The sequence below is a fragment of the Streptomyces sp. NRRL S-378 genome (genome assembly GCF_000720645.1).
Lineage (GTDB): Bacteria > Actinomycetota > Actinomycetes > Streptomycetales > Streptomycetaceae > Streptomyces.
On the sequence record NZ_JOBX01000013.1, the window covers coordinates 22,266 to 34,536 of the forward strand.

12 protein-coding genes are annotated in these 12,271 nt (G+C 73.7%); 7 read left to right on the plus strand and 5 right to left on the minus strand.

The window, feature by feature from the left end; all coding sequences use genetic code 11:
- Positions 1–123 precede the first annotated feature (123 nt).
- The gene (locus tag IH80_RS0112165) at positions 124–1,134 is read left to right on the plus strand and encodes a DMT family transporter (protein WP_078906474.1); all 1,011 of its coding nucleotides are present in this window, start codon (positions 124–126) and stop codon (positions 1,132–1,134) included.
- Here the strand turns inward: IH80_RS0112165 and IH80_RS0112170 are convergent.
- Positions 1,116–1,814, minus strand: a complete 699-nt coding sequence (locus tag IH80_RS0112170; RefSeq protein WP_030960002.1) for a pyridoxamine 5'-phosphate oxidase family protein — start codon at positions 1,812–1,814, stop codon at positions 1,116–1,118. The genes IH80_RS0112165 and IH80_RS0112170 overlap by 19 nt on opposite strands.
- Before the next feature lie 37 nt (positions 1,815–1,851).
- Between IH80_RS0112170 and IH80_RS0112175 the strand changes: the two genes are divergently transcribed.
- Positions 1,852–3,186 (plus strand): aminotransferase class I/II-fold pyridoxal phosphate-dependent enzyme, encoded by a 1,335-nt coding sequence (locus IH80_RS0112175; RefSeq protein ID WP_030960003.1) that lies wholly within the window; start codon positions 1,852–1,854, stop codon positions 3,184–3,186.
- Between the two features lie 83 nt (positions 3,187–3,269).
- Here the strand turns inward: IH80_RS0112175 and IH80_RS0112180 are convergent, their stop codons facing one another.
- Positions 3,270–4,289 carry a DMT family transporter gene (locus tag IH80_RS0112180; RefSeq protein ID WP_199819248.1) on the minus strand — a complete coding sequence of 340 codons (1,020 nt, stop codon included), beginning with the start codon at positions 4,287–4,289 and terminating at the stop codon, positions 3,270–3,272.
- A gap of 74 nt (positions 4,290–4,363) precedes the next feature.
- On the opposite strand from IH80_RS0112180, the gene IH80_RS0112185 reads away from it, so the two are divergent.
- The gene (locus IH80_RS0112185; RefSeq protein ID WP_030960006.1) at positions 4,364–5,272 is read left to right on the plus strand and encodes a LysR family transcriptional regulator; all 909 of its coding nucleotides are present in this window, start codon (positions 4,364–4,366) and stop codon (positions 5,270–5,272) included.
- A gap of 6 nt (positions 5,273–5,278) precedes the next feature.
- Here IH80_RS0112185 and IH80_RS0112190 read toward each other — a convergent pair whose 3' ends face one another.
- Complete coding sequence (locus tag IH80_RS0112190; protein WP_030960007.1) at positions 5,279–5,737, minus strand: pyridoxamine 5'-phosphate oxidase family protein; 459 nt, start codon at positions 5,735–5,737, stop codon at positions 5,279–5,281.
- 76 nt (positions 5,738–5,813) lie between these two features.
- Here IH80_RS0112190 and IH80_RS0112195 point away from each other — a divergent pair, with 76 nt between their 5' ends.
- Both IH80_RS0112195 and IH80_RS0112200 read left to right on the plus strand, forming a co-directional pair.
- Positions 5,814–6,461: a cysteine hydrolase gene (locus IH80_RS0112195; protein ID WP_030960009.1), complete on the plus strand. Its 648-nt coding sequence runs from the start codon at positions 5,814–5,816 to the stop codon at positions 6,459–6,461.
- A 276-nt stretch (positions 6,462–6,737) separates the two neighbouring features.
- Entirely contained in the window at positions 6,738–7,166 is a 429-nt protein-coding gene (locus IH80_RS0112200) for a subtilase-type protease inhibitor (protein WP_030960010.1), read from the plus strand.
- A 64-nt stretch (positions 7,167–7,230) separates the two neighbouring features.
- On the opposite strand, the gene IH80_RS0112205 is transcribed toward IH80_RS0112200, so the two are convergent.
- Together IH80_RS0112205 and IH80_RS0112210 are read right to left on the minus strand one after the other, a co-directional pair.
- Entirely contained in the window at positions 7,231–8,661 is a 1,431-nt protein-coding gene (locus tag IH80_RS0112205) for a DUF2252 domain-containing protein (RefSeq protein ID WP_030960011.1), read from the minus strand.
- A 165-nt stretch (positions 8,662–8,826) separates the two neighbouring features.
- Positions 8,827–9,165: a carboxymuconolactone decarboxylase family protein gene (locus IH80_RS0112210; protein WP_030842368.1), complete on the minus strand. Its 339-nt coding sequence runs from the start codon at positions 9,163–9,165 to the stop codon at positions 8,827–8,829.
- A gap of 381 nt (positions 9,166–9,546) precedes the next feature.
- Here IH80_RS0112210 and IH80_RS40775 point away from each other — a divergent pair, with 381 nt between their 5' ends.
- Together IH80_RS40775 and IH80_RS0112220 are read left to right on the plus strand one after the other, a co-directional pair.
- Entirely contained in the window at positions 9,547–10,542 is a 996-nt protein-coding gene (locus IH80_RS40775; protein ID WP_051809171.1) for a hypothetical protein, read from the plus strand.
- 52 nt (positions 10,543–10,594) lie between these two features.
- Complete coding sequence (locus IH80_RS0112220) at positions 10,595–12,229, plus strand: MFS transporter (protein ID WP_030960013.1); 1,635 nt, start codon at positions 10,595–10,597, stop codon at positions 12,227–12,229.
- Positions 12,230–12,271: the final 42 nt, after the last annotated feature.

Genomic DNA, 12,271 nt, shown 5'->3' on the forward strand with positions numbered 1-12,271 from the left:
GCCGGCCCCCTAGCGGGCGGCGCCCCACCCTGACGATCCGGCCCGGGCAGTCCCCGGGCGGTCCGGTGCTGCCCGCGAAGCGATGACCTCGATCCACTCATCCTTCACGCGCGGAGAACTCACGTGTCGAACCACTCGCCCGCTGCCGGGCGCAGTCTGCTGTACCTCGTCGTCGCCGGAGCCGCCTGGGGCACCGCCGGGGCGGCCGCCTCCCTCCTCTTCCTGGCCAGTGACCTCGGCCCGCTCGCCCTGTCGTTCTGGCGGTGCGCCGGCGGGCTCGTCGTGTTGCTCGGGGTGCTCGCCGTCCGGCGGGCCCGTCCCGGGCGGGGGCGGGTGCGGTCGTCCGCGGTCTCGCCCTCGGTGGGCTCCCTGATCGTGACCGGGCTGCTCTTCACCGTCTTCCAGGCCGCCTACTTCGCCGCCGTGCGCGAGACCGGGCTGGCCGTGGGCACCGTGGTCACCCTCGGTGCGGGGCCCGTGCTCATCGCGCTCGGAGCGCGCTCCTGGATGGGCGAACGTCTCGGCCGCGGCGGCACGGTCGCCGTGGCCGGGGCGCTCGCGGGGCTGGCCGTCCTGGTCCTGGGCAGCGGCGGGGCCGAGGTGCGCCCGCTCGGCGTCGGCTGGGCGCTGCTGTCTGCCTCCGGGTACGCCGCGATGACCCTGCGGGCCCGCCGGCTCGGCCGGCGGGGCGCGTCCGGGGACCCGCTGGTGACCACCGCCTGGTCCGTCGCGGTGGGCGCGGTGTGCCTGCTGCCGCTCGCCGCGGCCGAGGGGCTGCTGCCGCACACCGCCGACCTGGGGCGGGTGCTCTGGCTGCTGCTGTACGTCGCCACGGTGCCGACGGCGCTGGCGTACGCCCTCTACTTCACCGGAGCCGCCGCCGTGCGCGCCGCGACCGTCTCGGTGATCATGCTGATCGAGCCGGTGAGCGCGGCGGCGATCGCCGTCCTCGTCCTGGGTGAGCGGCTGACCGGCGCCGTGGTGCTGGGCACCGCACTGCTGCTGGCGGCGGTCGGTGCGCTGATCGTGGCGGAGTCCCGCCGTCCGGCGGGCCCGTCCGCGGAGCCCGCCGGAGCCACCGGTCGCGCAGTGCCCGCCGCCGTGCGGCCGATCCGTCAGAGCGCGGTGAGGTAGTCCGGTACGGCGATGCCGGGGGCCAGGTCCGCGGCGGGCACGGGCGTCCCGTACGTCGTACCGACCGGGACCAGGCCCGCCCAGTGCGGCAGGCCGAGGTCCTCGGCGTCGTCGTTCACCGGTCCGGTACGGAGCTTCGCGGACACCTCCTCCAGGTCCACCCGGATCACCGCGGTGGCGGCGAGCTCCTTGGCGTTGGCCGGCCGGACGTCGCCGGAACGGCCCGGGGCCACGGCGTCGACCATGGCGTCCAGGGCCGTGCGGCACTCCGCCTCGTCGGTCACCTGGCGGGCGGTGCCGTGGACGACCACCGAGCGGTAGTTGAGCGAGTGGTGGAAGGCCGATCGGGCCAGCACCAGGCCGTCGACGTGGGTGACGGTGACGCAGACGGGCAGGCCCGGGTCGCTGCGGCCCGCCGCGAGCAACGGGCGGGATCCGGTGGATCCGTGCATGTAGAGCGATTCTCCGACCCGGGCGAACAGCGTCGGCAGGACCACCGGCGCGCCGTCGCGGACGAAGCCCAGGTGGCAGATGTAGGCCCCGTCGAGTATCGAGTGCACCGTCTCGCGGTCGTAGCGCGCCCGGTCGCGGGAGCGGGTGGGGACCGTGCGGTCGGTGGGCTCGTACGCGCCGGTCGTCCCGGTGCTCTCCGTCGTCTCGGTGGCAGGCGTGGCGGTCATGATGCGGACTCCATTGCACTAGTGCATAATATTGTTTGTGCTAGGAGAGTATCGGATCACAGGTCGTCGCACATCTGACATCGCGGCCAGCGTCGAGGCGGGCGTGGCGTCGGGCGAGCTGCCGCCCGGAGCGCTGCTGCCGCCGATGCGGGAGCTGGCGGGTGTGCTCGGCGTCAACCCCAACACCGTGGCGGCCGCCTACCGGACGCTGCGCGAGCGGGGCGTCATCGAAACGGACGGGAGGCGCGGGAGCCGGGTGCGCGCCCGTCCTTCGAGCACCCCGCGGGACGCGCTGCGGATGGTGGTGCCGGCCGGCGTACGGGACATCGCGGAGGGCAACCCCGACGTGTCGCTGCTGCCCGCGCTGGACGGGGCCCTGGCGGCCGCCGCCCGCCGCCACGCGCAGGCGCCGACCCTCTACGGGGCGGACCCGGTCGCGCCCGATCTGGCGCGGATCGCCCGCGCCGAACTCGACGCGGACGCGGTGCCTCCCGGGCCGGTCGCGGTGACCTCGGGTGCGCTGGACGCGATCGAACGGGTCCTGGTCGCACACCTGAGGCCCGGTGACGCCGTGGCGGTCGAGGACCCCGGGTGGGGCGGCGCGCTCGACCTGGTGCCCGCCCTCGGGCTGAGGCTGCTGCCCGTCGCCGTGGACGACGACGGGCCCCGCCCCGAGGCGGTGGCCAGGGCCCTCGCGGCCGGGGCGCGGGCACTGGTGGTGACCTCCCGGGCGCAGAACCCGACCGGCGCGGCGGTGGGCGCGCAGCGAGCGGCGGAGCTGCGGGAACTGCTCACGCAGTACCCCGGAGTGCTGCTGATCGAGGACGATCACGGGCACGGGATCGTCGACCTGCCGCTGCACCCGCTGGGCGGGGTGACCCGGCACTGGGTGCTGATCCGCTCCACGGCCAAGGCGTACGGGCCGGACCTGCGGCTCGCCGTCCTGACGGGCGACGAGGTGACCCTGGACCGGGTGCGGGGACGCCAGCGGCTGGGCCCGGGGTGGGTGAGCCGGCTGCTCCAGCACGCAGTGGTGGAGCTGTGGACCTCGCGGGCGGTGGACCGGGCGGCCGTCGCGCGGGCCTACGGGGAGCGGCGGGACGCGCTCGTCGAGGCCCTGCGGGAGCGGGGCGTGCCGGCGCACGGGCGGACCGGGCTGAACGTGTGGGTGCCGGTGGCCGACGAGACGGTGGTGGTCACGAGGCTGCTCGCGGCGGGGTGGGGGGTCGCAGCCGGGGCCGTGTTCCGGGTGGAGTCGGGGCCGGGCGTGCGGCTGACGGTGTCCCGGCTGGAGGTGGCGGAGGTGCCGGTCCTGGCCGACGCCGTGGCCGCGGCGGTCCGGCCGGGAACGGCGGGCGGCCGGAACGACTGACCGCGGGTCCGTCGCCGGGCGCGCCCGGTGAGCCGGACGTGCCCGCCCCGGTGGCCCAGGCGGGACCACCGGGGCGGGCACGGTCAGGCCGGCTTGCCGGGCGCGGGCCGGGTCTGGGTGAGGGCGGCCCCCGCCAGGACGATCGCGGCGCCGACCGGGGTGTTCCAGTGCAACTGCTCGCCGAGGACCAGGACACCGGCCGTGGTGGCGATGACGGGGATGAAGTAGGTGACCATCTGGGCGGTGGTCGGCCCGACCTCCGTCACCAGGCCGTACTGCATCTGCAGGGCCATGCCGGTGCCGAGGGCGCCCAGGGCGATCACCGACAGGGTCGGCCAGAGCGGGAACGAGGCGGGGGCCGAGGTGAACAGGGCGCTGACCAGCGCGAGCTGGAGGGTGGAGACCATGAGCTGGCCGCCGGTCAGGGCCACCGGAGAACCGGGGGTGCCGGCCAGCGTGCGGCGGACGTAGATCCAGCCGACGGGGTAGCAGAGGGAGGCCAGCAGGGCGAAGGCGGTGCCCTTGGCATCGACGCCGGAGAAGCCGTGCCAGGCGCCGAGCACGGTCAGCACGCCGAGGAAGCCCAGGCCCAGGCCGGCGAAGCGGCGGCGCGTCGGGCGGTCCTCGGAGAGGGCGACCAGCGACAGCGCCATGCCCCAGAGCGGGGACGTGGCGTTGCAGATGCCGGCCAGGCTGGAGGGGATGCTCAGCTCGGCGTAGGCGAAGAGCGAGAACGGAGCGGTGTTGAGCAGCAGCGCCGCCACGGTGAGGTGGCCCCAGGTGCGCAGGCCGCGGGGGAGCGGCTCCCGGCGGACCATGAGCACGGCGAGGAGCGCGAGCGCGCCGAACAGGACCCGGCCCAGGGCCACCTGGAAGGGTGCGTACGCCTCGGTGCCGACCTTGATCAGCAGGAAGCTGAAGCCCCAGATCACCGAGAGGATCGCGAACCGCACCCGCCAGTCGAGCAGGCCGCGCCGACGGGTGGCCGCGGTCGTGACCGCCGCCGGCGTCGGCGCGGTCGTGGCGGCGGCGGTCGCGTCGGCGTCGGCGGCGCTTTGTGAAGGGGTCGGCAGGGTCGGCCGAGGGGCTGCGGGTGCGCTCATGGCCCTTACTGTGCTCGTATCAACTTCGTAGGACAAGCGAGATCTTCTCATGGTGACGGCGTAGCATCGCTTACATGTTGAACCTGGAGCGCCTGCGCACCCTCGATGCCCTCGCCCGCCACGGCTCGGTCAGTGGCGCCGCCGACGGACTCCACGTCACCACCTCCGCCGTGTCCCAGCAGATGGCCAAGCTGGAGCGCGAGGTCGGCCAGCCGCTGCTGGCGAAGAACGGCCGCGGGGTCCGCCTCACCGACGCCGGCCGGCTGCTCGCCGACCACGCGGCCCGGATCATCTCCCAGGTGGAGCAGGCCCAGGCCGACGTCGAGGCGCAGCGCGGGTGCGCCGTCGGCGAGCTGCGCATCGGCGCCTTCCCCACCGCCATGCGAGGACTGCTGCCCCGGGCCGTGTCCGCGCTGCGCACCGGCCACCCGGACCTGCGGGTCCGGGTGCGCGAGCAGGAGCCCGAGGAGAGCATGGCCGCCGTCGTGCGGGGCGACCTCGACATGGCCCTCGCCATCGACTGGCACAACAAGCGGATGCCGGTGCCGGCCGAGCTCACCCGGACGCACCTGCTGGACGACTCCGTCGACATCGCCGTCCCGGCCGGCCACCGGCTGGCGGACCGGCCCTCGATCTCCCTCGCCGAGTTCGCGGACGACGAGTGGATCTCCTGGAACGAGGGCCAGTTCTGCCACGAATGGCTGGTCTTCACCCTGCGCGGTACCGGAATGGAGCCGCGCATCGCGCACATCGCCGAGGAGCACCACACCCAACTGGCCTTCGTCGAGGCCGGGCTCGGGGTGTGCGTCGCGCCGAAGCTCGGCCGCGGCCCGGTGCCGCCGGGGGTCCGGCTGCTGCCCGTCTGCGACGCCGTGCGGCGTCACGTGTACGCCGTCTGGCGCGCGGACGCCGACCGTCGGCCCTCCATCCGTGCCGCGGTCGACGCCCTCCGGACCGCGGCCGCCGGACTCCAGCACGCGTAGGGGGTGTCAGATCTTGCGGAAGTCCCAGGAGACGACCGTGTCCGGGGTCAGGCGGATCCACGCGTGCCGTCCGTCGTGCGGCATCTCCTCGATCCCGAAGTTCTTGACCGGGAAGATCCGTTCGGCCTCCGCCAGTTCGGCGCAGGGCTCGCCCGTGCGCGGGGCCTCGCCCACGAAGACCGCGCTGCCGGACAGTTCCACGCCGCGCAGCTCGTCGTACGACTCGCCCGCGTCCACGACCACCGAGATCCGCGGGTCCTTGCGCAGGTCCGCCCAGCGGCGGCTGCGCGTGATCGAGTACAGCCACAGCGAGCTGCCGTCCCACGCGAACCACAGGGCGCCCACGTGCGGGCGTCCGTCGGGGGAGACCGTCGCGACCCGGCAGGTCCTCTGCTTCCGCAGGAACACGTCCACTTCCTCCGCGCTCATCATGATGCGGCGGCCCCGCCGCTGAGTCTCGTCCATGGGTACCGCGCCCCTTCACATCTGACTGTGTGTCAGGAATCATGAGGGCTCTTCCGACGCCGCGCCAGGGGGAGTCATGCCGGACCTCGATCCCGCCACGACCGCACTGCTGACCGTCGAGTGCCAGAACGGCGTCGTGGGCGAGGAGAGCGCGCTGCCCGAACTCGCCAAGGAGGCGCGGGACTCCGGGATGCTGGGACGGGTCGCCGCACTGGTCGAGGCCGCGCGCGGGGCCGGCGTACAAGTGCTGCACGCGGTCGCCGAGCGCCGGCCGGACGGCCTCGGTGCGAACACCAATGCGCGGCTGTTCCGGGCCGCCGGCAGGCTGCCCGTGCGACAGCTGACCGGGAGCCGCGCGGTGGAGGTCGCCGCGCCCGTCACCGTCGCCGAGCGGGACCTCGTCCTGCGCCGTCTGCACGGCCTCTCGCCCATGGCCGGCACCGACCTGGACGCGCTCCTGCGCAACCTCGGGATCCGCACCCTCGTGGTCACCGGGGTGTCCTCCAACATCGCCATTCCGAACACCGTCTTCGACGCCGTGAACCTGGGCTACCGGGTCGTGGTCCCCGCCGACGCCATCGCCGGAGTGCCCGCCTCCTGCACCGCCGAGGTCATCCGCAACTCCCTCGCGCTGGTGGCAGCCATCACCACGACCGAGGAGCTGCTGGGCCGGTGGGCCCCCGCGGGCCGCCCCGGAGCGCACACATCCGGACAAGCTGGGTAGCTGTCCGGTGAACCCGGGGCGCCCCGGAGCGGTGCGGCGTCCGCAACGTCGCACGTCACCGCCCGGAGCGCCGGGCGGTCGCCCAGGGTGACGGCGCCGTCGCACCGCGTCTGAGCAGCCCGAACGGTCATTCGATCACCGTTATGCGGACCAGGTGTCCGTAAATCGGTCGTCGATGTGCAATGCACCTTCGACTCCGCGAGGCTTTGGTGCGAAGGAGCGCGATACCGAAAGAAATAATCGCGCTCAACCAAAGAATCGAAAGCGAGTATTCCCGTGCGTTACCGTCGCTCCGCCGCCGTCTCCGCTGCCGCGCTCCTCTGTCTGGCCGGTGCCGCCGGCATCGCGCAGGCCCAGCCCGAGAGCCTGTACGCCCCGTCGGCCATGGTCTTCAGCGTCGCCCAGGGGGACGACGTGACCGCACCCACCGTCGTCCGCGCCACCACCGTCAGCTGCGCGCCGGGTGCCCAGGGGACGCACCCCGACCCCAAGGCCGCGTGCGCGGCCCTGAAAGCCACCGGCGGCACGTTCGACCGGCTGCTCTCCGAGCCGGACCCGGACCGGGCGTGCCCGATGCACTACGCTCCCGTCACCGTGTCCGCGGTCGGCGTGTGGGAGGGCCGCCGCGTCGCCTGGGACCACACGTTCGCCAACTCCTGCACCATGGCCGCGACCCTGAACGGCAACGCGGTCTTCGCGTTCTGATCGTGCGCCCCGCCGGCCGGCTCCGCAGGAGGGGATGGCGCCGTCCGGCCCTGCGGGTCCGCCGTCAGTCCGCCGGGAGTTCCCGCGCGGGCAGGCGGCCGGCCCGTACGGCGTCCACCAGGGCCTGGTGGTCACGTTCGTTCTGGTCGGCGTACGCCTCGGCGAACTCGGCGAGCGCCCGGTCGAAGACGTCGCCCCGGCCGAGGTACGAGGCGATCGCCACCCGGTCGCCGGAGCGGGCGTGCGCCCGGGCCAGGGTCATCCCGCAGGCGTTGCCGAAGGTCTCCAGCTGTGCGGGCGACATCGTCTCCGGCATCGCGATGCCCTTCCAGTCGCGCAGTTGGCGGATGTAGAAGTCCCGCTTCCTGCCGTCGATGCCGTCCACCCGCTCCCAGCCGAGGAAGATGTCGCTGGCCGCCTGCATCAACCGCTGTCCCGACACCACGCGTTCGCCCTGGTTCGCGTACACACTGGCGCCGACGTGGTCGGCGAGCACGGAGGTGTCGGCCTCCTTGGCCTGGAGGAACAACGGGTCGCGGCCGTCCTTGCCGAGCAGGAGCAGGATCCAGCAGCGGGTGCCGACGCTGCCGACGCCGACCACCTTGCGGGCGACGTCCACCAGGCGGTAGTCCTCCAGCAGGGCCCGGCGGTTGCTCTCCAGCGTGTGGCCGTAGCGACGCACCAGTGAGCCGAGCCGTTCCACGAGGTCGCCGCGCTCCTCCTCCGGCAGCAGGTCGGCGAGCGGCACCAGCAGCGGGGGGTCCGCCGCGATCCTGGGGTGGCCGTCGACCACCTCGGTGAGCTTGTCGAAGACCTGCAGGCTGTCCCGCGACCGGGCCTTCGCCATCGCCGTGGCCAGCTTCTTGCGGCCGCGCTTGTCGAGCTGTTCGGTGACGAGGGCCTCCAGACCCTCCGCGTCGGTCTTCGCGTACCAGACGTCGAGATTGCCCATCCCTGCGAAGCCGGTCATCGCCTCGCGGTACGAGCGCACCGCGGAGTTCACGATGCGGGCGCGCTCGGCCTCGTCGAAGCCGTTCGCCCGGGCGGCGATGACGAGACTCGCGGACAGCCGCTTGACGTCCCACTCCCAGGGGCCGGGCAGCGTCTCGTCGAAGTCGTTGATGTCGAACATCAGCCGCCGCTCCGGCGAGGCCAGCAGGCGGAAGTTCAGCAGGTGCGCATCACCGCAGAGCTGCGCCGCGATGCCCGAGGCCGGGGTGCCGGCCAGGTCGGACGCCATGATCGCGGCGGCTCCCCGGTAGAAGCGGAACGGGGACTCCGTCATCCGGGCGTAGCGGATCGGGACCAGCTCGGGCACCCGTGTCGCGGACTGCGCCTCCAGGATCGTCAGGGGATCCGGCCGGTCGGGGGACGGCTGGTACACGGCGTGCCCCGACCGGGGGCAACGGCGGCGGGCGTCCTTGCCCATGGCCGCGCGCTCCTCGGGCGTGGCACCGGGCACCGCCCGCATCGCGGTGATCGCACTCCGGGACATGGACGCCCTCCTGAAATCCTGCCTGGCCTGACTGATCTGTCTGCTGCCCGCCCACATGACCGCCCCGCCCCACGGACGGCGGTCCCGACCCACGGACCGGCCGTACGGGCCGACCGACCGGGCCGGACCGGTCGGCCACCCGACCGGTCCGGCTGTCGTTCCGGGTCAGCCCATGGCGTCCATCTCGGCCTGGGCCTCCGCCTCGGCGACCGCGATCGCCACGCCGAGCGCCCTGGTGATGTTGCCCGCCGCCGTCATGACGCGGGCGGTGCCGACGATGGGCGCGATGGCGACCAGCACGTCCTGCAACTGCTCGGCCGTCAGGCCGGCCTTGAGCGCGGGGTCGATGTGGGCGAGGTAGGAGATCGGAGGGGCGTCCGAGGCGGCGAGCGCCGCGATCCGCGTCATGAGCAGCATGGACGGGTCCATCCCGCACCGCTCGAGCGAATCGACCGTCATGGCGGCGAGGGTGTCCAGAACCGGGGTTTCAGATGCAGTGGACATGTCGCATGCCCTCCTGGGGTTGTCGCGCCCTGGCGCGGGGAAACTGGGCCAAGGGAGCGGCCGCCCCGAGTCCCGGCACGCCACCTCGCCCTCAACTGTAGGTCTGGCGCCCGCCGGGCGCGCGAGGGCGCCCGGCCGTCACCGCGCGGGACGGACACGGGCGCCGGCCGCAGTGCCGCCGGGCAGGTCGCGTACGGGCCGCGGATGCAGGGACGGCCGGTGGTGCCGTACGGGCCGCGGATGCGGGGGACGGCCGGTGGTGCCGTACGGGCCGCGGATGCGGGGGACGGCCGGTGGTGCCGTACGGGCCGCGGATGCGGGGGACGGCTGGCGGTGCGCAGCATGGAAGCACCTTCGCCGCAACCGAGCCGGGAGCCTGCCGTGAAGAGACCGAACCCCGCACCGCCGGCCCGCGCCGCCGCGGCCCTGCCGGCGGCCGCGCTCACCGCGCTCACCACTCTCGCCGCCCTCGTCGTGCTGCCGAGCGGTCCGGCCCACGCCTTCACCGGGGACCACCACGAGGACATCACCCGGCGCGCCCTGCCGTGGCAGCCCGCCACGCTCGCCGAGATGGCCGACGCCCGCAACGGGGCGATCAACGCCAACGACAGGCGCCCCTACTTCGATCTGGGCCCACTGCACTGCGACAACGCCGACCACCTCTCACCGCGCCACGCCCCCGGCTACCCCCGCACCCGGGACGAGGCCACCACCGAGCTCGTCGCCTGCGTCGGCACCTCCGTCGCGCGCTTGCGCAATGCCGTACGGGCGGCCGACGGCCTCGTCGACGCCGACGGCAGGGTGCGCGCGGACCAGACCGACCTGTCCGCGCACTGCACGTGGGACGAGCGGCCCGCACCGGCCAAGTGCGCCGTCCTGGAACAGCTCGGCCGCGGCTGGCACCAGCTCGAGGACTTCTACGCCCACTCCAACTGGGCCGACGAGGCCGCGCCCGGCCCCACGGGGGTCGCCAACCCGCCGGGGCTGGGTCGTACCGGGGTCGTCCCGTTCTTCGACATCCGCCGCTACAGCGGGATGAAGGACGCCGACTGGAACCGGGAGGTCCGGGCCATGGTCCCCGAGGACCTCGCGAGCGGCTGCTTCCCGGACTTCGACTCCACCGGGGTCAAGCCCGCCGACTGCGACGGCCGCGTCTCCCACAACCGGGACCTGAACAAGGACACGCCCGCGTCCGCCCGGGCGCAGACGGGCGACAACTTCCGCCGTGCCACCGCCGGGGCCACCGCCGAGATCACCCGGCAGTGGAAGGCCTTCGAGGAGGAGCTCCGCGCCGTCTACCCCGAGGACCGGCGCGGCGCCCAGATGGTGTGTGCCCTGGTCCACGACGATCCGGTCGCCGACTGTCCGTCCGGCTGACTCCCGGGCGGGTCGTCCGGCCGCTCCCGCGGGCGGCTGGAAGCATGCAGCCATGGCATCCAGGGCAGGGACGGCGACCGGCAACCCCGCGAAGGCGCGACTCGTCCTGATGACGCTCGCGGCGGGCCAGTTCCTGATGGCGCTCGACAGCTCCGTCATGAACGTCTCCATCGCCACCGTCGCCGGAGACCTCGGTACGACCGTGACCGGCATCCAGGGCGCCATCACCGCCTACACCCTGGTGATGGCCATGCTCATGATCCCCGGTGGCAAGGTCGGGGTGCTGATCGGCCGCAAACGCGCCTTCCTGATCGGCTGCGTGATCTACGGCTGCGGCTCCCTCGTCACCTCGATCGCACCGAACCTCACCGTGCTGCTGATCGGCTGGTCCTTCCTGGAAGGGGTCGGGGCGGCGCTCATCCTGCCCGCGATCGTGGCCCTCGTCGCCGGGAACTTCCCCGCCGAACGCCGTCCCGCCGCCTACGGCCTGGTCGCGGCGGCCGGCGCCATCGCCATCGCGCTGGGGCCCCTCATCGGCGGGATCGCCACGACCTACTTCTCCTGGCGGTGGGTCTTCGCCGGTGAGGTGCTGGTGGTGGCCGGCATCCTCGTGCTCGCCCGCCCCATCGCGGACGCCGTGAGCGAGGAACGTCCGCGCATCGACCTCGTCGGCGTCGTCCTGTCGGCGCTCGGGCTCGGGACGTTCGTCTACGGAGTGCTGCGGTCGGACGAGTGGGGCTGGTTCAGGCCGAAGGAGGGCGGGCCCGCGTGGTTCGGGGTGTCGCTGACCGTGTGGCTGATGCTGCTGGGGCTGTTCCTGGTCTGGCTCTTCCTCCGCTGGGAGGGCCGGCTGGTGGCGCGGCGGCAGGAGCCGCTCGTCGACCCCGCCATGCTGCAGAACAAGCAGCTCACCGGCGGGCTGACCATGTTCTTCTTCCAGTACCTGGTGATGATGGGCGTCTTCTTCGTCGTCCCGCTCTACCTGTCGGTCGCGCTGGGCCTGTCAGCCCTGGCGACCGGTGCCCGGCTCCTGCCGCTGTCGATCACGCTGCTGGCGGCCGCGACCCTGATCCCGCGCTTCCTCCCGGACGTCTCACCGCGTCGCGTGGTCCGGCTCGGGACCCTCGCCCTGCTCGCGGGAGCGGTGGTCCTCCTGGGCGCGCTCGACGTGGACGCGGGAGCGGAGGTGGTCACCGTCCCCCTGCTGCTGATCGGGCTCGGCATGGGCGCCCTCGCGTCCCAGCTGGGTGCGGTCACCGTGTCCGCGGTGCCGCAGACGCAGTCCGCGGAGGTCGGAGGCGTCCAGAACGCCGTCACCAACCTCGGCTCGTCCATCGGTACGGCCCTCGCCGGATCCATCATGATCGCGACGCTCACGTCCTCCTTCCTGACCAGCGTCACGGAGAACCCGGCCGTCCCGAGCTCGGTCAAGAGCCAGGCGACCGTCCAGCTCGCGAGCGGCGCGCCCTTCCTGTCGGACGTCCAGCTGGAGAGCGCGCTCGCCGAGGCCGGCGTCAGCCCCGAGGTGACCGACGCCGCGATCGAGGCGAACGAGGAGGCCAGGGTCGACGGCCTGCGCGCGGCGCTCTCCGTCCTGGCCTTCGCCGCGCTCATCGCGCTGTTCTTCACCCAGCGCATCCCGACGGCGCAGCCCTCCGGCAAGGCCGCGGACGCCGCTGGGGCGTGAGCTCGGGAGGGCTGGTTCGCACCGTTTCGCCCCCGAGCAGGA

Coding starts and splice junctions, on each gene's coding strand:
- IH80_RS0112180 (WP_199819248.1), bottom strand. CDS start 4,289: ATGAGCGCACCCGCAGCCCCTCGGCCGACCCTGCCGACCCCTTCACAA.
- IH80_RS0112205 (WP_030960011.1), bottom strand. CDS start 8,661: ATGTCCCGGAGTGCGATCACCGCGATGCGGGCGGTGCCCGGTGCCACG.
- IH80_RS0112220 (WP_030960013.1), top strand. CDS start 10,595: ATGGCATCCAGGGCAGGGACGGCGACCGGCAACCCCGCGAAGGCGCGA.
- IH80_RS0112195 (WP_030960009.1), top strand. CDS start 5,814: ATGCCGGACCTCGATCCCGCCACGACCGCACTGCTGACCGTCGAGTGC.
- IH80_RS0112185 (WP_030960006.1), top strand. CDS start 4,364: ATGTTGAACCTGGAGCGCCTGCGCACCCTCGATGCCCTCGCCCGCCAC.
- IH80_RS0112170 (WP_030960002.1), bottom strand. CDS start 1,814: ATGACCGCCACGCCTGCCACCGAGACGACGGAGAGCACCGGGACGACC.
- IH80_RS0112210 (WP_030842368.1), bottom strand. CDS start 9,165: ATGTCCACTGCATCTGAAACCCCGGTTCTGGACACCCTCGCCGCCATG.
- IH80_RS0112190 (WP_030960007.1), bottom strand. CDS start 5,737: ATGGACGAGACTCAGCGGCGGGGCCGCCGCATCATGATGAGCGCGGAG.